We start from the raw sequence: 19,458 nt of genomic DNA, 5'->3' as shown, positions 1-19,458 counted from the left end.
GTCACCCCGCCCGCTAACGTGGCGCAAAACGAACAGGCAGTCCCCATGATCGACCCGCGTTTCCGCGACACAGGCTGGCAGATCAGTCGCCCGCACGCCGCGCCCTCCCGCTTTCAAGTCTTCGGGGAGCGGTCCTCGGGCACGAATTTCGTCAAACGCCTCATTGGCCGCAATTCGGCCCTGACGCCAATCGAGGATCTGGGGTGGAAGCACGGGTTTCCACAGATGACCGCGATCCCCGGCGATGTGGCCGTGATCTGTACCGTGCGCGATGCGCGGACCTGGGCGCTGTCGATGCACGCAAAACCGTGGCACTGCCCCCCCGCGATGCAGGCCTTGCCCTTTGACGAGTTCCTACGCGCGGAATGGCGTACCATTGCGGATCGCAAACGCTATTTCCCGCAGGTGGCCGCGCTTGGTGGACAAGGGATGCCGCTGCAACAGGATCGCCATCCCCTGACCGGCTTGCCGTTTGCCAATCTCTTTGCCCTACGCCAGGCAAAGCTGGCGGCGCTGCTCTCCTATCTGAACCGGGGCTGCACCGTGGTTCTATGCCGGATGGAGGCGGTCCAGCGCGCTCCGGATCGTTTTCTGTCCGATCTCAACGCCGTGTTGGAATTGGCCCCGCCACCGGGAGAAATGCGTCCCGTTCACAAGCGTCTGGGGTCAAAATTCCTCGCCTCGGTCGACCAAAGGCCGGTCACACCCGCGACATTGGAAGAGGCCGACCTCGATCTGCTGCGCAGTGAGCTGGATCTGCAGACCGAAGCGGCGCTTGGCTACGACTATGCTTGAGGTTTGATCAGGATCGCCCTGAAATCATTAACATTTGTCCCGGTGGGCCCGGGCGCGTAGATGTCGCCGATCAGGTCAAAGGCGCTATAGGGATCCTGCCGCCGGACAAAGCCGCGCGGATCCTTCCCCTTGGCCCGCATACGGGCAAAGCTGCCTCCGTCGACGAACGCCCCGGCATTGTCCTCGGTGCCGTCGATCCCGTCGGTATCGGCGGCCAAGGCCGTCACGCCGTCCAGATCCTCGATCCCCTCGGCCAGTCCCATCAGAAAGGCCGTGTTCCGCCCGCCGCGGCCGGGTTCCTTGCCCAAAGTCACCGTGGTTTCCCCCCCGGACAGGATCACCACAGGCGCGGCAAAAGGCCGTCCACGAAGGGCAACCTCGCGCGCGATTGCTGCGTGCACCTGGCCCACGTCATGCGCTTCGCCTTCGATGGCATCTGACAGGATGACCGCAGGAATGCCCAGGCTCTCGGCCCGTTCTGCCGCTGCCTCCAGCGACAAGCGCGCAGAGGCGATCACATGCATCTCATGGCCTTCGAAACACGACGAATCGGGATGCGGCGCGGCGCTGGAATCGCTTGAGATATGCGCCATAATACGTTCTGGCAGTTCGATATTTCGCGCCTCGATCATCGCAAGCGCATCCTCACGACTGACGTCGTTCGGCACCGTCGGGCCAGAGGCGACCTGCGCCGGGTCATCGCCGGGAACATCGGACACCACCAGGGAAACCACCCGCGCCGGATGCGCAACCGCCGCAAGCCGTCCGCCCTTGATCCGGCTGACGTGTTTGCGGATCGCGTTCATCACGCTGATCGGCGCGCCCGAGGCAAGCAGCGCCCGGTTCAGCGCCTGTTCATCCTCCAGCGTCAGCCCATCCGGGGGCGCAGGCAACAGTGCAGAGCCCCCGCCGCAGACCAGCGCAACCACCAGATCATCCGACGTCAGCCCCTCGACCGCCTTCAGAACCGCCGCCGATGCCTCTAACCCCGCGGCGTCAGGCACCGGATGTGATGCCTCCAGCACAGGAAGATGCCGGCAGGCCGTGGCATACCCATAGCGGGTCACGACAACCCCCTCGACCGGGTCTTGCCACAGGTCCTCAAAAGAAGCCGCCAGTTGCGCAGCCCCCTTACCCAGGGCCACAACCACCGTTCGCCCCTTGGGCTTGTCTGGCAGGACGCCTGACAAAGCTTTTTTCGGGTCAGCCGCTTCGACTGCTGCCTCGAACAATGTGGTCAGAAAGTCCCTGGGTTGCATCTTGTTCCCTGCGTGCTTCGGCAGAATCATCCCTAAACGCATCAAGGGCTGGCCGCATCACCGGGATGTTGCGTGACGTTGCGCCAACCGTTCGACATTCTCTCGCACGTGATCCAGCGGCGGACAAGAGCGCCTTGTCTCCAACGACACGTGCAGCAGGAACTGATCGCAGCTTGCCAGAACCTCACTATTCTCAGCGCGCTTCATCTCATGCCAGAGGCGCAACTTCTTGCCCTCGCCCAGTGTGACAGTGGTTTCAACGATTATCTCTTCGCCTGCATGGGTTTCCGACAGGTACTTGATGTTCGTCTCGGCGGTGAAATAGCTGTTTCCCGCCTCTATATAGGCCCGATCGGCACCGACATGAGACATCAACTCCTCCGACGCGTCGGAAAAGACCTGCCCATAGCGGCCTTCGTTCATGTGGCCGTTCACATCGGTCCAGTCCACCGGCACAACCCGCCGGACCGTCACCATCGGCATATCCTCCGCCAGCGGCGCGCGCAGGCTGTCGTCATGGTCGCGGATCAACAAACCTGCCGCCGCACCCTGCCCCTTGAGCGCGCGCAGGATGGCCACAAGGTTGTCGTCGCGCAGGCGCTCCAATTCGCGGATCGATTTGTGCCCGGACTGCGCATCGGACTGGTCCGCAATAAGGTCCACAAGTTCGTCGGTGAATTCCGGTACATCCATCAGCTTGGTCCAAGGCCATTCCAACGCGGGTCCGAACTGCGCCATGAAATGCCGCATTCCAGCCTCGCCGCCTGCCACGCGATAGGTCTCGAACAGGCCCATCTGCGCCCACCGCAGACCGAATCCATAGCGGATGGCATTGTCGATTTCCTCTGTGGTTGCGATGCCGTCCTTGACCAGCCACAGCGCCTCTCGCCAGACGGCCTCCAGAAAGCGGTCAGCGATATGGGCGTCGATTTCAGCGCGGACATGCAGCGGGTACATGCCGATCTCTGTCAGGATTTTCTTCGCGCGTTCAATGGTTTTCGGATCACCCTTCTCACCGGGCACGAGCTCGATCAGCGGCAGCAGGTAGACCGGGTTGAAGGGATGCGCGACCACGATCTGCCCCGGCCGCATTGATCCTTCCTGCAACTCGGAGGGTTTGAACCCGCTCGTCGACGAGGCCAGAACAACCTCCGCGCCGATCTGCGCCTGAATGTCAGCGTAGACCTTCAGTTTCAGATCCAACCTTTCCGGCACGCTCTCCTGCACGTAGGCAGCGCCATCCACCGCCTCGGCCAGCGTGTCGTGAAAGCTGATAGTGCCCCTTGCGGGCATCGGTGCCTCGTAGAGCATCGGCAAGGCCCGCGTCGCACCGGCCATGACCTCGCCAATCTTGCGCTCGGCCTCTGGATCGGGGTCAAAAACCCGCACATCCCACCCCATCAGCGCAAAACGCGCGGCCCAGCCGCCGCCAATGACACCGCCGCCGATGATTGCTGCCCGTTTAGCCACCTGTCTCTCCCATATTCACGCTGAACACGCGCCCAGATTGCAGCTTGTTCACGAATCCGTCCTGCAGGATGGGCGCTTTTCCGTGCAGAAACCGTCCGATGTTACGGGTTCTGCCTCCCGGATCGTAAGCGTGTCCTGCAAGGGCCCACCTTCAGCAGGCCTCACGTCGCGGGCAGCCTGCTCAAATCGTAGCCGTACCACTCAAGTATTTCGCGCGCCGCCCGCAACCGTTCCCCCGGTTTCCCGGTTCGGTCCATGATCCAAACCCGGCGGCCATCCGGGTCGCCAATGGCGGCCGTGCGATTGTCAGCGTCCAGCCAGTAGACCCAGTATTCCTGCCCGCCGAGGGAAAAGCGCCCCTGCTTCCCGGCATTAAAATCAACGACTTGCCCGTCAATCCTAACCTGATCCACTTCAAAGCGCAGCACGGCCCCCGGGCGCAGACCCGCCCCCTGAACCACGACCCAATCGCCTGACAGGCGCTGCGCCGTTGCATCCACCTGAGAGGCCACAGGCGCCGTTGGATTACGCAGGGGCAATGGACCGCTATCCGGCGCGGGGGCTGCGCAGGCTGCGAGCAAAAGGAGAAGCGCAAAACCCCTCACGCCAGACGGTCCGCGACGACCCTGGCCAGCGCCTTGCCAAAATCGCGATGGTCCTGCGCGGCCCAATGCACCCCATCCTGATCTGACACGGTGACGTGATCCCCGGCGCGGACAAAACCCGCCCCCTGACGCTCTGCCGCCGCCTGGATAAAACCGTCGAGGCCCTCCTGCCGCGCCTCGGCCCCGGCAAAGACATCACGGAGTGCGCCACATTCCCGAACAGGCGCGGGTGAAATCAGCAAGATATCGGACACCACACCCTCTGCCCGCGCGACCTGCGCCAGCCGTTCGACCGATCGCGCGATTTCCCATGCCGAGACCGAAAACCGGATCTTGAGGTCATTCGTGCCCAGCATCAGCACCATCAGGTCGATGGGTTTGTGGCTGTGCAGAACCGCCGGCAACACCGTCAGCCCGTTGCGCACGCCGCCTTCGACAACGTCGTCATGCACCGTGGTCCGCCCGGGCAGCCCCTCATCTATGACGCGATATCCTGCCCCAAGGGCCGCCGCCATGGAATCGGGCCAGCGGTCCCCGGGCGGGTGGCGCAGATCGACACCCGGTGCCGGCAGGGGCGCGGTGCCATGTGTATTGCTGTCGCCGTAGCAAAGTATCGTTTTCATCGCGCTCCCCGGTTTTTCGGCCCATCCAGACCTTTGAACGGCTGCCGGTCAATCCCTCAAATTGGCGAAAATCGGCGGTGCTTTGCCTTATGCGTGCCTGCCTGCTATCTGCTATCGCGGGGTCAGTCTGCTTGACCCTGACCTTAGGACACTGCCATGTCATCATTCACGACGGACGACCCGTCGCTGCGCAACGATCGTCATGCGCGGCTATTCGGCCTTTTCCGGAGCGAGAACGCCCCGCCGGACGTCGAGTCCGCTGGACGCAAGGTGGATATCCTGTCGCCGGACGACGCCCTGCGCATCCGGACGCGTGCCATCGCTTCGCTCAGCCCCGAAACCCCGTCGCGACGACGAATTTTTCGGAAGAGTCGGACCGGCTTGCAGGCGGTTTGAAGTTCGCCACCTTTTCAAAGCGCTTTTTCAGGACCGTCTGAAGGCTCCCCTCAGCGCCACCGGCCAAGACCTTGGCGACAAAGGTGCCGCCCTCTTCCAACACGTCGAAGGCCAGTTCCGCTGCCGCCTCACACAGCGCAATGATGCGCAGGTGATCCGTCTGCTTGTGGCCAGAGGATGAGGCCGCCATGTCAGACATGACAACATCGGCCTTGCCGCCCAGCCACGCCTTGACCTTTTCGTCCGCTCCGTCCTCCATGAAATCCAGCTGGTGGATTTCGGCACCCGGAATCGGATCCACTTCCTGCAGATCGATGCCCAGTACATAGCCCTGCTTTTTACCGGGCCGATCGCCCAAGGAATTCACGCGCGGCACGGCCACCTGGCACCAACCGCCCGGCGCACAGCCCAGATCGACAACACGCGCCCCAGGCACCAGAAACCGGTACTTGTCATCCGTTTCAAGGATCTTGAAGGCTGCGCGCCCGCGATAACCCTCTTCCTTTGCGCGTTTGACATAGGGATCGTTCAACTGTCGCTGCAGCCAGAGGGTGGACGACATGGTGCGGCCGCGGGCTGTCTTGACCTTGACCTTCAGGTCACGCTGCCCGCGACCAGAGGATTTCTTGCCAGTAGGTTTCTTCGCCATTGCCACGCGTGCCTTCTGTTGGAACCCATCGCATACGCCATTGCGACTCGGGCCAGCAAGCGCTGGCTGGGAAATGTTGCATTATCTGCGCGGAGTCGCGCTAAACTGGCTGCACCCGTGCGAATTGGAGAAACCAATGCCATATTACGACATTTTCCTTGCCCCTGTTCCAAATGCAAAGCGATCCGCCTACGACGCCTTTGTGAAAGAGACCCAGCAGATGTTCATCGGTTTCGGCGCCACAGAGGTGGTCGACCTCTGGCCCAGCGATGTACCGGACGGGAAAGTCACCTCACTGCCGATGGCCGTCAAACTGGAAGACGGCGAAAGCGTCGCCGCCGGCTATATCATCTGGCCCTCCAAAGAGGCGCGCGATGCGGGCTGGGGCAAGATGATGAGCGATGATGAACCGTTCGAAATGCCCTTTGACGGCAAGCGCATGATTTTCGGTGGCTTCGACGAGATCATGAGAACCACGGCCTGACCCTGCGACACGGATCAGAAGACGGGTTTACAGCGGCCCGTCTTCCAGCACCCCGTCCGCCGACATCTGCGCATATAGAAGCCCTTCTCGAAGGCCCCGGTCCGCGACGGACAACCGATCCGTCGGCCAGAGCCGCAAAAGCGCCTGCAGGATGGCCGACCCGCTCATGATCAGCGCGTGACGGTCCGGGCCGATGCGCGGATCCCGCCGCCGTCCCGCCGGGCCCATCTGCAGATAGCGCTGGATGACCGCTTCGATCTCGTCCGAGGACATGCGCAAGCCGTCCACCTTGTTCCGGTCATAGCGGCGCAACCCTAGGTGAGAGGCGGCAACCGTTGTGACGGTTCCCGAGGTGCCGACAATCTGGAACCCTTCGCGGGCCTGCTCGTCCTTGTAGGGCGCAAACTCCGCTAGGTTTTCCTCGAAGAACCAACTCATCAGGGCATAGCGCGCCGCATCATCCTGAACGTCCGAAAACTGATCCCGCAGCGTTGCCACACCCAGTGGCACACTGATCCAGTCTACGACCTTGGCCGTCGGAAACGGGCTGTCAGGCGGATGAAAGCCCGCGTGCAGACGCATGATCGCTTTTGGTCGATCCCGTGGCGCGACCTTGCTGAGATCGATCCACACCAGTTCGGTAGATCCGCCACCGATATCCACGACCAGCAATTGTTCCGTCTTGGTCGACACCAGCGGCGCACAGGAGATCACCGCCAAGCGGGCTTCTTCCTCGGGCTGGATGATCTCCAGCTTCAGGCCGGTCTCACGACGCACATGGCGGATGAAGTCACGCGCATTCCGGGCGCGGCGGCAGGCCTCTGTCGCGACCAGCCGCATCCGCACCACCTTGTGGCGCTCAATCTTTTGACGGCACACGTTCAGGGCCGACACCGTGCGCCCCATCGACGCGCGGCTCAGCCTGCCAGACTTTTCAAGCCCCTGCCCAAGCTGGACAGACTTGGAAAAGCTGTCGATCACATGAAACTGGCTGCCCTTCGGCTGGGCAATCAGCATGCGACAACTGTTTGTTCCCAGATCCAGCGCGGCATAGAGCGCATTTGGATCGGGCCGTGACGGCGCGGGACTCTCAACCGGTTTCGGGAAAGCGCCCGCTGCCTTGGGACGCTTTGGCGCCATGTTCTTGCGCCTTTTCCGAGATCAACTTGCCTTTGAAGATAGGCCTGAGTTTGGAATCGCGCAAGCTTGATGTCGCTTTGGTCCCAACGGGTTCTGATAATACGCGCTCAGGTAGGCGTATTCCGCATCCAACAGGGGACGCAGCCGGTCGATGGTGCGCCCTTGCAAGTCGAAAAGGGACAGATCCGAGCCGCTGGAATTGGCATGGGGCATCGAAACATCCTGCCCGGTGCGGCGGCTCAGATCCTCTGCCAGTTGGTCCATCGCGTCGGTGCGGTACACGCGGTCAAAACCGCCCTTCAGGTCTTCACCCAAAAAGACCGAGGCCCCCAGAACGTGATGCCGGACCAGCGAGGATTTCTTGCGATAGCGCCACAGCCGCGAAAAGAAAGTGTCGGGATCCGGGGCCACGGGCAGACCCCGCGCCGCGCGCACGCGCGGAGAGTCGATCAGCGCCCCACGCTTTTTCACGATGTCGGTGTAACAGCTCATCAAGCGTTTGGCGGGATCGCGCACAACGCAAAAGCGGAAGTACCCGTCGTACCGTGCCCAGATCCGCGGATGGAGGCGCCGCGTGGGATAGAGCGTATGCCAGGTTTGAATGTCCGGGTTATCCGGCACGGTCTTGCCCGGATCGACCATGGCCAAGGCCTTCTTCACAGAAGAACACCCCGCCTTGGGCAGGGCCACATAGGCCAGTTTGAAAGCTTCGACCGCGATCATCGCACCCCTCTTCACCGCATCACACGCGGCTTCTTACCGCGACGACGTGGCAAAAATCTGGCATCAGAGCCAATTCTACTCATCTTCTTGGTGAAGCATTCGACGGTTCACCCCGGTTGGAACCCGTCCTCGCGCCCCTTATGCTGTCGCGCATGATGCGGGACAGGTCGAAAAACGACGCAAGGCAAGAGCGGTCCGCGCGTAAACAGGCACAAGCAAACAGGGAATCGGACCCATGTCGGAACTGACCATCGTCTACTGGCGCGACATCCCCGCGCAGGTCATCGTCGGCAAAGGCCGCCGCGGCGCAAAGGTACAACTGCCCGAACGGTTTGAGCAGGCCATCGACCGCGCGGCCATGAAGACGGGTGCCGCGGAAACCGACGCCTACCTGGCCGAGTGGCGCAAGGCTGCCTCCGGCACGGTCGAGGGCGATCCGATGGAAGCCGCCAAAGCCGCTGCCGCGCGGCTCGAAGCCGAATACGACCAGGAGCGGATCAAGACGCTCATCGCCAATGATGGCTGGGCCTGAGGCCCGCCCGCAACATGACCCTCAAGGAGGCTTTGATGGCTCTGCTGAACTTCCGCAAGCGTAACGACACCGCACCGCGTACCGGCAATCCCGATCTCGAAGCCTTCATGGCGAATTACTCGATCGAGGTGATGCCGCGCACCGCCGCCAAGGTCGAGGATTTCCGCAGCCTCCTGCCCGAGGGCACCCGCGTCTACATCGCCCATATCGAGGGCACCCCGATCGAGGAAATGGTCGCCACGGCCAAGCGTCTTTCGGCGGACGGCTACAACGTCATGCCGCATTTCCCGGCACGCATCATCAAGGACGCCGCGACGCTGGAAAACTGGATCGCCATGTATCAGGGCGAGGCCGGTGTCGAACAGGCGCTGCTGCTGGCCGGTGGCGTGGCCACCCCGCATGGCGATTTCGACTCCTCCATGCAACTCATGGAGAGCGGCCTATTCGACAAGGCAGGCTTCAAGCGCCTGCACGTGGCCGGCCACCCCGAGGGCAACAAGGACATCGACCCCGATGGCAGCGACAAACTGGTGATGGAGGCGCTGCGCTGGAAGCAGTCCTTCTCTGACCGCACCGACGCGCAGATGGCGCTGGCCACGCAGTTCGCCTTTGACGCGGGCCCCATCATCGACTGGGCCAACCGCCTGACCGCCGAAGGCATCCATCTGCCGATCCACATCGGCATCGCCGGTCCCGCCAAGCTGCAGACGCTGATCAAGTTCGCCATCGCCTGCGGTGTCGGCCCTTCGCTCAAGGTCCTGCAGAAACGCGCCATGGACGTGACCAAGCTGCTGCTGCCTTATGAGCCGACCGAGGTTCTGGAACAACTGGCCGCGCACAAGGCCGCCAATCCCGACTTCAACATCGAGCAGGTCCATTTCTTCCCGCTGGGCGGCATCAAGACCAACGCCGAATGGGCCATTGCAAACGGCGGCGACAGCGCCCGCCCCGCCGCGGCGCACGGTTGAGCTGATGACAAGACCGGCCCTGCTGTTCGATCTGGACGGCACCATGTTGATGACCGATGACATCCATCGGGACGTTTTCGTTGACCTCATGAAGCCGCACGGCATCGAGATCACCGAAGAGTTCTACATGCGCCACGTCCACGGGCGGCTGAACACGGATTTCTTTGCCGAGTTCCTGCCCGATCTCGAAGATCCGCAAGGCCTGTCCGATCACAAGGAGGCGCTCTTTCGCGACCGCCTGCCACGGCCCTACCCAGCCATGCCCGGCGCGGAACGGCTGATCGAATGGGCGCAGGCAGCGGGCTGGGCGCTGGCCGTCGTGACCAATGCCAACCGCCTGAACGCAGAGGCGATGTTGGGCGCGGTCGGGCTGCGCGACGCCTTTGAGGTGGTGGTGATCGGCGAGGAATGTGAGCGGGGCAAACCGGACCCGGAGCCCTATCTTGCCGCCATGCGCACGCTGGACGTGGCCCCGCACCGCGCCGTGGCGTTCGAGGACAGCGCCTCTGGCCTGCGCGCCGCCGTGGGCTCGGGCGCATATTCCGTCGGCCTGCGATCAGGTCTGACGGACAAGGATCTGCGCGCCCACGGCGCACAGGCCACCATTCAGGATTTCAATGACCCCGCGCTGGACAGGATCCTCGCGCGTCTGACAGGAGAGCCAGTTCAATGACCCGCACCATCGTCGAGTCGAAAACGAAAACCGCCGTCATCGGCTTTGACGAGCCGTTCTGCGTCATCGGGGAACGGATCAATCCCACGGGCCGCAAGATCCTGAACGTCGAGCTGGAAGCAGGCGATTTCAGCCGGGTCGAGGCTGATGCCATCGCGCAGGCCGCCGCCGGGGCGAACATTCTGGACATCAACTCGGGCGCTGTCTTTTCCAACAAGATGGCCGAAGACCCGCGCTACGCCGACAACAACTTTGTCGAGCCGACCTTGATGACGCAGTTGGTCGAGGTCGTGCAAAAGGTCGTCGACACCCCGCTCTGCATCGACAGCTCCGTGCCCGGCGCGCTGGAAAACGGTCTGGCCGCCGCCGAGGGCCGCCCCTTGCTGAACTCCGTGACCGGTGAGGAAGAGCGTCTGGAACTCGTCTTGCCGCTGGTCAAGAAATACAACGTGCCGGTAGTGGCGATTTCCAACGACGACACCGGCATCTCCGAAGACCCCGAGGTCCGCTTTGCCGTGGCGAAAAAGATCGTCGAGCGCGCCGCCGATTTCGGGATTCCCGCCCATGACATCGTGGTTGATCCACTGGTCATGCCGATCGGCGCCATGGCGACCGCTGGGCATCAGGTCTTTACCCTTGTGCGTCGCCTGCGCGAGGAACTCGGCGTGAACACCACCTGCGGCGCCTCCAACATCAGCTTTGGCCTGCCCAACCGGCACGGCATCAACAACGCCTTCCTTCCGATGGCCATGGGCGCAGGCATGACCTCCGCCATCATGAACCCGGTGGCGCTGCCGGTGAATGCGGTGAAGATCGCCGAGAAAAAGGCCGAGGTGGCCGCCGCTGGAATCATCCTGCCCGAAGACATGGACGACGAAACCTTTGTCACCCTCTTTGGCATGGGCTCGACCAACGCGCGCCCGGGCAAGGAGATGGAGGCGATCCGCGCCGCCAACTTCCTGATGAACCAGGATGACGGCGGGGCGGCCTGGATCGAATTCAACCGCCAGGCCCCCAAGGCCGGCCAGGAAGGCCGCGGTCGCGCCGGCCGCACGGGCGGACGTCGCCGGCGGGCCTGACCCCTAAAGCACTTCATGACCAGAGGCGCGCCGCACAAAGGCGCGCCTCTTTTCTGTTCCGGCCATTGACATGACTTGCGCTCCTCGCTCACCTTGGTGCTTGCTCCCGCCTGGTTTTTCGAAAGTTCTTTCATGCGCTACAAGCACCTGTTTCTATCTATTTTTTTCGTAGCTGTTTCCTTTGCATCCTTGGCCGTCGCCGAAGATTGCCCCGTTTGGCTCAAACCCGGATTTTGGGAAACAGCACAAGTGCAGGATGTGCAAACTTGCCTGGCCTCGAACCGCGGTCTGACAGAACGGACAGAGACCGGGGAAACTCCGCTTCACCTTGCCGCCAGCACCGCACGCCCTGAGACCGTTCTCGCTTTGCTGCAACATGGTGCGGATGTTTCTCTGACCACGGTCGAGGGCCTGCCCCCACTACACCATGCTGCACGGGACTCTTCGCACAGCGCCGTGGTTTCCTACCTTCTGGTATGGGGCAGCGAGGTGGACAAACGGATCCCGCCTGACACCTGTTACGCTGGAACCTGCGCCGATACCGCCCTGCATTTGACTTCCGACCGTCCGAATTCCGCACCGATCCTCGCGGCCTTGCTTGCTGGCGGGGCTGATCCGGATGCTGATGACAGCAAGGGGCGCGAACCGCTGCAGCGCGCGACAGAGCGCGCGGACCTTCTGGAAATCGAGGTTCTCCTGACGGCAGGCGCCGCAATTGGTGAAACCGACTTTGATGGAAACACCGCGCTGCACGTGGTCCCCCAAAACAAGACCAACGAACTGGCCATCGCAAAGCGATTGATCGCCGCTGGCGCGGATGTCGACGCCAAAAGGGATGACAACGTGACCCCCCTGATTACGGTGGCCTACTACACGACCAATCCAGATGTCTTTGCGCTCTTTCTGGCGCATTCCGATGCCCCCTGTCATTTCTCGAAAACCGGAACAAGCGCCCTGACGGGCCATGCATTCAACGGTGCGCTGACCAAGGACGAGACCTACTGGAGCCTGCACGAAAAATGCTCACAGGACTGAAGCGTCTTTTCAGGCTTACCAAAACTGCGGTCATATTGTGGGCCGTGGTCTGCGCTCTTGGTTTCAACCTTCTCACCATTGCCTTTGCACCACTCGCCAACCTGATGCTCGCCGCAGCGCAACGCCTTGCGATCCAACCGGCCGTTGCGGCAGCTTCGGAATTGGCAGAGGCACGTGAAAGCGAAAAGAACGCCACGCGACGTGCAGACAAACTGGAAGCGGAAAGACAGGCAACCAAATCGCGCTCTGATGACTTGCGGAACCAATTGCAGGCCGAACGAACGCGCTCCGAACAACTGGAACTGGACGGCAAAAAGAGCAAAGCGCGCATAGCCCAGTTGCAGACCAGTCTGGATGCGCAAGAACGCAAGGCGGGCAAACTCGGGCTTGAACTAGCCAAGTCGAAAGCGAGCCTCGACACCGCCAGGGCGAAGTTACAGAAAACCTCCAACGCGCTTTTGGAAACGTCAACAGACCTCACCACACTGCGCAAGGAGCCCCGACTTCCCACAGCAGCGCTCGACAAGATTGACACGATATCAGCCAAGATCGTTCAACGCTCTGGCGTGAATGCCACCCGGAATATTGCGTCAATGCCCCTCGAAAGCGTGCCTGTTGTCGGCTCATTGACTATCGTCAGCGTAACCGCACTGGAAATTCACGATGCCTGCCAGACAGCCCTTGAAATGGAAGAACTGCGGCGTCTCGCTAACCTTCCGGAGGTGGAGAACTCGATGATCCGTAACGCCTGCGCCAAGGTTCCGACCCTTGGCGGACTGGCGGATCTTACACTGTCCCAGTGCCGAGCACACGAGGCCAGGGTTTTGACGGAACTCGGTCTCCAAGCAGCCGCGCCGATTGCGCATAAATGCGACTGCCTCGAACTCCCTAACGGATGCCCCGGCGAAGAGGTCCAGACGCTGCGCGTACCACCCCCCAAACCGGAACTTCCTTAGGGCCAATCCGTTAATGGAATGTGAAAACGTCCCCGTAACCCCTTGATCTTGCATTCCCCCTAACCTGTCCACGCGTGGACACCACCTCATAACCCCTCCAAATCCATCACCACCGCAGCGTGATCGCTTGCATGTGGGCGATGGACGCCGGTGCCGGAAAGGCGCGTGGCGGACGACCGGGCGCTTTCGTACCCCAGCCCCATGCGCAAAACCTCGGGGCGGCGGCCCGTCGATTTTTCTGCCAGCGCCTTTGACGCGATCAGCCCATCGGGAGTATCGCATCGCCCGGTGTCTGGCTGGAAATAGGTCCAATGCTCTGCCTCTGGCAGCCGCAGCATCAGGTTTTCTCCCAGCGCCTCCAACGGCGCCACCGCCCGATCTGTACCCTGCGGCTCATTCAGGTCACCGGCCACCAGCCACAGGGGGCCGGCCCGCGAGACCAAGCGTGCCACGGCCTCGGCCTCGACCCGGCGCATCTGCCACGCTTTTTCGGGATCCGGGTACGGCGCCTTGAAATGCACGATGAAGACCGTCAGCGCCCCAAAGCCGACCTGCAGACAATCCCGGCGAAAGACCGGTTGCAGCGGATCGACCCCTTCCGGCATGGACAGCCCGATATCGCCGACTGTCAGGTCCGCATGACTGCGCAGATCATCCCAAGGCCTGCGCGACATCACCGCGACGTCCAGACCCCGGCCATCATTGCCCGGCAGACATCTCCGCCAGGGATAAGGCGCGGTCAACGGAGCCAGAAACCTGTCGTGAAAGAAATCCAGGCTCTCCTGATCGAACACCTCCTGCAGGGCGACCACGTCCGCATCCGCCCGCGCCAGCACTTCGGCCGTCAGACGGCGGTCATCCCTGTCCAGCGCCGGATCCTCGTCATCATCCCTGTCCCGTGCGCCGAACAGATGCGGCCCCCCTTCGGACAGCAGGCGCAGGTTCTGAAGGTTGAACGTGGCAATTCGCATTACTGGCTGCGCATCCGTCAAACCCGGACAAAGGTCATGCGATAGATCACCTCTTCATGCGTCACGGGATCCACCCCCGGCGCACCGCTGATTTCCAGCCGGTCACCGGTCAGCTTGAAGGGACGGGACAGGTCGATCTCCCAATCCGGGTTCCACGCGCCTTCGACGTGATGCACCACCCTGTCGGCCTCTAGCGTGTAAGACGCGACATAGGCCAGCATCTTGTCGAACAGTTCCGCCTTTTGCTCCACGCTCCAAGGTGCATCGCCCCGCGCCGGACGGTCCCGGCGGAACACGGTTGCCATCATCCGCCCGTCGGCATGATAGGCGACATACCCGATGGGGTTCGGCCCCTGCGCGTCCGAAACCACCCCCGTTGCCACAGAGGTCCGCGTCCAGGATTCCATCCGCCAGGTCCCGATCAGATCCTCTGCGTTTGCCATCTCAACCTCCTGTCTCATTTGAGAGTTTGACCGCTGCGTGACGCCTGCGGAATACTGAAATCGAACTTATTTTCCGGAGCGCCTTCGATGAAACGTCTTGCCGCAACTCTTTTCTGCCTGCTCACTCTGCCCGCTCAGGTCACGCAGGCCGCCGACCTGCGCGTGGTCGGCATGACAAACGAAGCCTTCGACATTCAGGACGCGGACCCGACGGTCGCCTGCACGCATTATATCACAGGTCAGTTCCAGCCGGGTGACGGGGATCGTCTTGTCCGCGCTGTTGGCGACTCCATCCAACGGTGGCGCGATCAGGGGCAGTACGGTGTCGCTGTGGTTTGTCTGGACAGCCCCGGCGGCGCGGTGCCCGACGCGCTGAAGCTCGCCGCCATGTTCCGCGAACTTGGCATCGGGACCAAACTGGAGGAGCGCGCCACATGCGAAAGCGCCTGCGCGCTGTTGTTCATGGCGGGCAGTTTCCACGCACATGAAAGCGGTCTGTACAAATGGCGGGTCATGCATCCGACCGCGCGGCTGGGCTTTCACGCCTTCGATCTGCAGGTGCCGGACGGCCGCTATGAGGCACGCATGGTCAATCAGGCCTATGCGCTGGCGATGGAAACATTGGCCCGCACCATTGAGGATCTGATGCAGAACCGCGGGTTCGAGGACGGCGAACATCTGAAACCCTCGCTGGTGGCCGCGATGCTGCGCACGCCGCCGGACCGCATGATGTACGTCGAAACCGTGGATCAGGCCGGGCGCTGGGACATCAGGGTCGGCCCATTGCGCAATGCCGGCCTGACCATGAGTGAACGGGATTTTCGCCGCGCCTGCGCCAATCAGAAAGCCTGGGAACGGGATGAAAGCGCGACGGTGAACGACTATTGGCAGGAAAACTTCGTGAACTGGACCTCCGAAGATTGGGGCGACAATGTCGAGGTCATCACAAATGACATGACCGGCGAGGGCTGTCAGTTTTATACGCCCAGCGGATCCGCCCGCACAAAAACCGCGCCTCTGGATCAGGTGGACGGCGGTTATCTGGATCTTGCCGCGGCTGTCGACCCGACCGCCCGGCTGAGCGATCTACCCTACTGACGGTGCTGCGCAATAGAGCGCCCGATTGACGGGCCAAGGCGTCAGGCCTTGGCCTTTTTCTTTTCCGCGGCCAGTTTTTCGGCCAGATCGCGGGCAATGGCAAAGGCGCCCTGGATTTTGTCCTTGTCACGGCTCCAGTCCCGGCGAATGACGATCTTGTTGTCCTTGACCTTGGCCAGACCATTCTGCGCGTTGATGAATTCCACCAGCCCCTGAGGCGAGGCGAATTTGTCGTTGTGGAACTGGATCGTCGCGCCCTTCGGCCCGCCGTCCAGCTTGGCAATGCCCGCCCGTTTGCACATGGCCTTGATCCGCACGACCAGAAGCAGGGTGTTCACCTCACGCGGCAGCTTGCCAAAACGGTCGATCAACTCTGCGGCAAAACCTTCAAGTTCAACCTTGGTGGTCAGCGAAGACAGGCGGCGATACAGGCCCAGGCGCACATCCAGATCCGGCACGTAGTCCTCGGGGATCAGCACGGGGACGCCAAGGTTGATCTGCGGCGCCCATTGATCGTCGGCCTCGCTGAGGCCTTCCATCTCACCGGCACGGATCTTGGCAATCGCCTCTTCCAGCATCGACTGGTACAACTCGTAGCCCACGTCGCGCATCTGGCCCGACTGTTCCTCTCCCAAGAGGTTGCCCGCGCCGCGAATGTCCAGATCCTGCGAGGCGAGGCTGAAGCCCGCGCCCAAGGTGTCGATGCTGCCCAGAACCCGCAGGCGCTTTTCGGCGGTCTGGGTCAGTTTGGCGCGCGGTTTGGTGGTCAGATAGGCATAGGCGCGGGTCTTGGACCGGCCCACCCTGCCCCGGATCTGATAAAGCTGGCTGAGGCCGAACATATCGGCGCGATGCACGACCATGGTGTTGGCCGTGGGAATATCGAGGCCGGATTCCACAATGGTCGTGGCCAGCAGCACATCGAACTTGCCGTCATAAAAGGCGTTCATGCGCTCATCCAGCTCGCCTGCTGCCATCTGGCCGTGGGCGATCACATAGCTGACCTCCGGAACCTGATCCTTCAGGAATTCCTCGACCTCGGGGATATCCGTCAGGCGCGGCACCACGAAAAACGACTGCCCGCCGCGATAGTGTTCGCGCAGCAGAGCCTCGCGGATGGTGACGGGATCGAATTCGCTGACATAGGTGCGGATCGACAGACGGTCGACGGGCGGAGTGCCGATGATCGACAGATCGCGCACCCCCGTCAGGGACAGTTGCAGCGTGCGCGGGATCGGTGTCGCCGTCAGCGTCAGCACGTGAATGTCCGACCGCAACTGCTTCAGCCGTTCCTTGTGCTGCACGCCAAAGCGCTGTTCCTCGTCGATGATCAGGAGGCCGAGATTGTTGAACCGGATCCCCTTGGCCAGCAGCGCATGGGTACCAACGGTAATATCGACTGATCCCTTGGCGATCCCATCGCGTGTCAACGCCGCCTGCTTTTGCGGGACAAAGCGCGACAGCGGCGCCACCTGCAGCGGAAACCCCCGGAACCGTTCGGCAAAGCTGTTGTAGTGCTGGCGTGCCAGCAGTGTCGTCGGGGCGATCACCGCCACCTGCACACCGGACATGGCGGCGACAAAGGCCGCGCGCATGGCGACCTCGGTCTTGCCAAAGCCCACGTCGCCGCAGATCAGGCGATCCATCGGCTGGCCCGAGTGCATGTCTTCCATGACATCCTCGATGGCCTTCATCTGGTCGTCGGTTTCCTGATAGGGGAAACGCGCGGCAAAGCTTTCGTAGGCCCCCGGCGGCGGGTCCATGATCGGCGCCTTGCGCAGGGCGCGTTCGGCCGCGATGCGGATCAGACGATCCGCCATCTCGCGAATGCGTTCCTTCAGCTTGGCCTTCTTGGCCTGCCACGCACCGCCGCCCAGCCTATCCAGCAGCCCCTCTTCGTGGCCGTATTTGGACAGCAGTTCGATATTCTCGACCGGCAGGTACAGCTTGGCGCCTTCGGCATATTCCAGCAGCAGGCATTCATGCGCCGCACCCGCCGCCGTCACGACCTCCAGCCCCAGATACCGGCCAATCCCGTGATCGACGTGAACCACCAGATCACCGGGTGACAGCGACTGGTGCTCGGTGATGAAATTCTCGGCTTTGCGGCGTTTCTTGGGCTGACGGATCAACCGGTCGCCCAGAACGTCCTGTTCCGAAATGACCGTCAGACGCCCCTTTGGTCCGGCCTCAGGATAAGGCGCGTCAAACCCGGCCTCCAGAGACCAGACCGCCAGGTGCAACCCGCGCTTGCCGATCCGAGTGCCATTGGTGACCGGGATCGCTTCGGCCAGGCCCTCATCCTCGATCAACCCGGTCAGACGTTCGCGCGCGCCTTCGGAGTAGGAAGCGATCAGAACCGGACCGTCCTGCATCCGTGCCTTCACATGATCCGCCAAGGCAGCAAAAAGGCTGATGTTTTCCTGTTGGCGTTCGGGTGCAAAATTGCGCCCGATGCGCCCGCCCGCATCCACCACGCCGGGACCGGAGGCCTGCGGCAGCGGATGGAATTGCACTTGCCGACGCGGACCTATCGCCTTGGTCCAATGCGCATCGTCCAGATACAGCAGGTCCGGTGAAATGGGTTTGTAGACGCTGCTGCCCAGCGTCTTTTTCTGGCTCATGGCATGGCGGCGCGCATCATATTGATCCGCAATACTGTCCCAGCGCGACAGGCGCGCAGGCGTCAGTTGATCGTCAAACAGCACCGGCGCATCCGGCATATAGTCGAACAGGGTCTCCAGGCGTTCGTGGAAGAACGGCAGCCAGTGTTCGACACCAGCGTGCTTGCGCCCCGCGCTGACGGCCTCATACAGCGGATCATCGGTTCCCGCCGCGCCAAATTCGATCCGGTAATTCTGCCGGAACCGGGTAATGGCCGACTCGTCCAGAATGACTTCGGACACCGGGGCCAATTCGACCACGTCCAGTTTTTCCGTGGTCCGTTGAGAGGCAGGATCGAACCGCCGCGCGCCGTCGAGAACGTCGCCGAAGAAATCCAGCCGAACCGGCCCACCATCGCCCGGCGGATAGATGTCGATGATGCCGCCGCGGATCGCGTAATCGCCCGGTTCCGTCACGGTGGGCGCCTGCGAAAAACCCATGCGGACGAGGAAGTTGCGCAGCGCCTCTTCGTCCACCCGATCCCCGACCCGCGCAGAGAACGCGGCTTCTCGCAGGATCTCACGGGCGGGAAGGTACTGCATCGCCGCCGACAGGGTGGTCAGCAGAACGAACCGCCCCGGCATGCCATGCACCAGCCCCGCCAGTGTCGCCATGCGCGCGGCCGAAATGTCGGCATTGGGCGACACGCGGTCATATGGCACACAATCCCAGGCGGGAAAAACCACCACCGGCATATCCGGCGCAAAGAAGGTCAAAGCATCGCGCATCGCCGCAAGCCGCTTGTCATCGCGGGCGATGTGAATGACGGGCCCTGCGGCCTTGTCGACTTCGTCCAGCACGAGACGGGCGTCAAACCCCTCGGGCGCGCCGCCCATGATGATCCGGTTCTGCGTCATGAGCGCTGACATGGCGCGCCGGACACCCGGCGTCAACC

Annotated in this window: 19 protein-coding genes; 9 read left to right on the top strand and 10 right to left on the bottom strand. The window is 62.3% G+C overall.

Annotation, left to right across the window (positions count from 1 at the left end; genetic code table 11):
* Nucleotides 1-45: 45 nt before the first annotated feature.
* The gene (locus tag ACTXGA_RS04560; RefSeq protein ID WP_443391943.1) at nt 46-795 is read left to right on the top strand and encodes a hypothetical protein; all 750 of its coding nucleotides are present in this window, start codon (nt 46-48) and stop codon (nt 793-795) included.
* Here the strand turns inward: ACTXGA_RS04560 and ACTXGA_RS04555 are convergent.
* The 5 genes from ACTXGA_RS04555 to ACTXGA_RS04535 form a co-directional block, all read right to left on the bottom strand.
* Complete coding sequence (locus ACTXGA_RS04555) at nt 786-2,054, bottom strand: glycerate kinase type-2 family protein (protein ID WP_443391942.1); 1,269 nt, start codon at nt 2,052-2,054, stop codon at nt 786-788. The genes ACTXGA_RS04560 and ACTXGA_RS04555 overlap by 10 nt on opposite strands.
* A gap of 57 nt (nt 2,055-2,111) precedes the next feature.
* Entirely contained in the window at nt 2,112-3,524 is a 1,413-nt protein-coding gene (locus ACTXGA_RS04550) for a carnitine 3-dehydrogenase (protein WP_443391941.1), read from the bottom strand.
* A gap of 161 nt (nt 3,525-3,685) precedes the next feature.
* Nucleotides 3,686-4,063, bottom strand: coding sequence for a lipocalin family protein (locus ACTXGA_RS04545; protein WP_443391940.1), 378 nt, complete (start codon nt 4,061-4,063; stop codon nt 3,686-3,688).
* Nucleotides 4,064-4,125: 62 nt separating this feature from the next.
* Nucleotides 4,126-4,752: an SGNH/GDSL hydrolase family protein gene (locus ACTXGA_RS04540; RefSeq protein WP_443391939.1), complete on the bottom strand. Its 627-nt coding sequence runs from the start codon at nt 4,750-4,752 to the stop codon at nt 4,126-4,128.
* Between the two features lie 328 nt (nt 4,753-5,080).
* The gene (locus tag ACTXGA_RS04535; RefSeq protein WP_443392034.1) at nt 5,081-5,797 is read right to left on the bottom strand and encodes an RlmE family RNA methyltransferase; all 717 of its coding nucleotides are present in this window, start codon (nt 5,795-5,797) and stop codon (nt 5,081-5,083) included.
* A gap of 136 nt (nt 5,798-5,933) precedes the next feature.
* On the opposite strand from ACTXGA_RS04535, the gene ACTXGA_RS04530 reads away from it, so the two are divergent.
* Complete coding sequence (locus tag ACTXGA_RS04530; protein ID WP_443391938.1) at nt 5,934-6,281, top strand: DUF1428 domain-containing protein; 348 nt, start codon at nt 5,934-5,936, stop codon at nt 6,279-6,281.
* Nucleotides 6,282-6,308: 27 nt separating this feature from the next.
* Here the strand turns inward: ACTXGA_RS04530 and ACTXGA_RS04525 are convergent, their stop codons facing one another.
* Together ACTXGA_RS04525 and ACTXGA_RS04520 are read right to left on the bottom strand one after the other, a co-directional pair.
* Nucleotides 6,309-7,421: a Ppx/GppA phosphatase family protein gene (locus ACTXGA_RS04525; RefSeq protein ID WP_443391937.1), complete on the bottom strand. Its 1,113-nt coding sequence runs from the start codon at nt 7,419-7,421 to the stop codon at nt 6,309-6,311.
* Nucleotides 7,422-7,442: 21 nt separating this feature from the next.
* Entirely contained in the window at nt 7,443-8,144 is a 702-nt protein-coding gene (locus ACTXGA_RS04520; RefSeq protein WP_443391936.1) for a sulfotransferase family 2 domain-containing protein, read from the bottom strand.
* A gap of 235 nt (nt 8,145-8,379) precedes the next feature.
* On the opposite strand from ACTXGA_RS04520, the gene ACTXGA_RS04515 reads away from it, so the two are divergent.
* The 6 genes from ACTXGA_RS04515 (at nt 8,380) to ACTXGA_RS04490 (ending at nt 13,387) form a co-directional block, all read left to right on the top strand.
* Nucleotides 8,380-8,676, top strand: coding sequence for a virulence factor (locus tag ACTXGA_RS04515; RefSeq protein ID WP_443391935.1), 297 nt, complete (start codon nt 8,380-8,382; stop codon nt 8,674-8,676).
* Nucleotides 8,677-8,711: 35 nt separating this feature from the next.
* Nucleotides 8,712-9,644 carry a methylenetetrahydrofolate reductase gene (locus ACTXGA_RS04510; protein WP_443391934.1) on the top strand — a complete coding sequence of 311 codons (933 nt, stop codon included), beginning with the start codon at nt 8,712-8,714 and terminating at the stop codon, nt 9,642-9,644.
* 4 nt (nt 9,645-9,648) lie between these two features.
* Nucleotides 9,649-10,317: an HAD family hydrolase gene (locus ACTXGA_RS04505; protein ID WP_443391933.1), complete on the top strand. Its 669-nt coding sequence runs from the start codon at nt 9,649-9,651 to the stop codon at nt 10,315-10,317.
* Complete coding sequence (locus ACTXGA_RS04500; RefSeq protein WP_443391932.1) at nt 10,314-11,396, top strand: dihydropteroate synthase; 1,083 nt, start codon at nt 10,314-10,316, stop codon at nt 11,394-11,396. Before ACTXGA_RS04505 ends, ACTXGA_RS04500 begins: the two co-directional genes overlap by 4 nt.
* A gap of 75 nt (nt 11,397-11,471) precedes the next feature.
* The gene (locus tag ACTXGA_RS04495; protein ID WP_443391931.1) at nt 11,472-12,431 is read left to right on the top strand and encodes an ankyrin repeat domain-containing protein; all 960 of its coding nucleotides are present in this window, start codon (nt 11,472-11,474) and stop codon (nt 12,429-12,431) included.
* Nucleotides 12,416-13,387, top strand: coding sequence for a hypothetical protein (locus ACTXGA_RS04490; RefSeq protein WP_443391930.1), 972 nt, complete (start codon nt 12,416-12,418; stop codon nt 13,385-13,387). Before ACTXGA_RS04495 ends, ACTXGA_RS04490 begins: the two co-directional genes overlap by 16 nt.
* A gap of 86 nt (nt 13,388-13,473) precedes the next feature.
* On the opposite strand, the gene ACTXGA_RS04485 is transcribed toward ACTXGA_RS04490, so the two are convergent.
* Both ACTXGA_RS04485 and ACTXGA_RS04480 read right to left on the bottom strand, forming a co-directional pair.
* Nucleotides 13,474-14,358 carry an endonuclease/exonuclease/phosphatase family protein gene (locus ACTXGA_RS04485; protein ID WP_443391929.1) on the bottom strand — a complete coding sequence of 295 codons (885 nt, stop codon included), beginning with the start codon at nt 14,356-14,358 and terminating at the stop codon, nt 13,474-13,476.
* Nucleotides 14,359-14,375: 17 nt separating this feature from the next.
* Nucleotides 14,376-14,801: a lipocalin-like domain-containing protein gene (locus tag ACTXGA_RS04480; RefSeq protein WP_443391928.1), complete on the bottom strand. Its 426-nt coding sequence runs from the start codon at nt 14,799-14,801 to the stop codon at nt 14,376-14,378.
* 87 nt (nt 14,802-14,888) lie between these two features.
* Between ACTXGA_RS04480 and ACTXGA_RS04475 the strand changes: the two genes are divergently transcribed.
* Nucleotides 14,889-15,899, top strand: coding sequence for a COG3904 family protein (locus ACTXGA_RS04475; RefSeq protein ID WP_443391927.1), 1,011 nt, complete (start codon nt 14,889-14,891; stop codon nt 15,897-15,899).
* A gap of 41 nt (nt 15,900-15,940) precedes the next feature.
* Here the strand turns inward: ACTXGA_RS04475 and mfd are convergent, their stop codons facing one another.
* Nucleotides 15,941-19,420 carry a transcription-repair coupling factor gene (gene mfd, locus ACTXGA_RS04470; RefSeq protein WP_443392033.1) on the bottom strand — a complete coding sequence of 1,160 codons (3,480 nt, stop codon included), beginning with the start codon at nt 19,418-19,420 and terminating at the stop codon, nt 15,941-15,943.
* Nucleotides 19,421-19,458: the final 38 nt, after the last annotated feature.

The sequence above is a fragment of the Antarctobacter jejuensis genome (genome assembly GCF_052266595.1).
GTDB lineage: Bacteria > Pseudomonadota > Alphaproteobacteria > Rhodobacterales > Rhodobacteraceae > Antarctobacter > Antarctobacter jejuensis.
Note: the sequence above shows the minus strand (reverse complement) of the source record. Positions and strands in the feature narration are given on the sequence as shown.

Excerpts from the sequence above, each read along its gene's own strand:
- ACTXGA_RS04510 (WP_443391934.1), top strand. The coding sequence starts at position 8,712 with ATGGCTCTGCTGAACTTCCGCAAGCGTAACGACACCGCACCGCGTACC.
- ACTXGA_RS04475 (WP_443391927.1), top strand. The coding sequence starts at position 14,889 with ATGAAACGTCTTGCCGCAACTCTTTTCTGCCTGCTCACTCTGCCCGCT.
- ACTXGA_RS04500 (WP_443391932.1), top strand. The coding sequence starts at position 10,314 with ATGACCCGCACCATCGTCGAGTCGAAAACGAAAACCGCCGTCATCGGC.
- ACTXGA_RS04490 (WP_443391930.1), top strand. The coding sequence starts at position 12,416 with ATGCTCACAGGACTGAAGCGTCTTTTCAGGCTTACCAAAACTGCGGTC.
- ACTXGA_RS04480 (WP_443391928.1), bottom strand. The coding sequence starts at position 14,801 with ATGGCAAACGCAGAGGATCTGATCGGGACCTGGCGGATGGAATCCTGG.
- ACTXGA_RS04515 (WP_443391935.1), top strand. The coding sequence starts at position 8,380 with ATGTCGGAACTGACCATCGTCTACTGGCGCGACATCCCCGCGCAGGTC.
- ACTXGA_RS04560 (WP_443391943.1), top strand. The coding sequence starts at position 46 with ATGATCGACCCGCGTTTCCGCGACACAGGCTGGCAGATCAGTCGCCCG.
- ACTXGA_RS04530 (WP_443391938.1), top strand. The coding sequence starts at position 5,934 with ATGCCATATTACGACATTTTCCTTGCCCCTGTTCCAAATGCAAAGCGA.
- ACTXGA_RS04555 (WP_443391942.1), bottom strand. The coding sequence starts at position 2,054 with ATGCAACCCAGGGACTTTCTGACCACATTGTTCGAGGCAGCAGTCGAA.
- ACTXGA_RS04525 (WP_443391937.1), bottom strand. The coding sequence starts at position 7,421 with ATGGCGCCAAAGCGTCCCAAGGCAGCGGGCGCTTTCCCGAAACCGGTT.
- ACTXGA_RS04535 (WP_443392034.1), bottom strand. The coding sequence starts at position 5,797 with ATGGCGAAGAAACCTACTGGCAAGAAATCCTCTGGTCGCGGGCAGCGT.
- ACTXGA_RS04505 (WP_443391933.1), top strand. The coding sequence starts at position 9,649 with ATGACAAGACCGGCCCTGCTGTTCGATCTGGACGGCACCATGTTGATG.
- ACTXGA_RS04485 (WP_443391929.1), bottom strand. The coding sequence starts at position 14,358 with ATGCGAATTGCCACGTTCAACCTTCAGAACCTGCGCCTGCTGTCCGAA.
- ACTXGA_RS04540 (WP_443391939.1), bottom strand. The coding sequence starts at position 4,752 with ATGAAAACGATACTTTGCTACGGCGACAGCAATACACATGGCACCGCG.
- ACTXGA_RS04520 (WP_443391936.1), bottom strand. The coding sequence starts at position 8,144 with ATGATCGCGGTCGAAGCTTTCAAACTGGCCTATGTGGCCCTGCCCAAG.
- mfd (WP_443392033.1), bottom strand. The coding sequence starts at position 19,420 with ATGACGCAGAACCGGATCATCATGGGCGGCGCGCCCGAGGGGTTTGAC.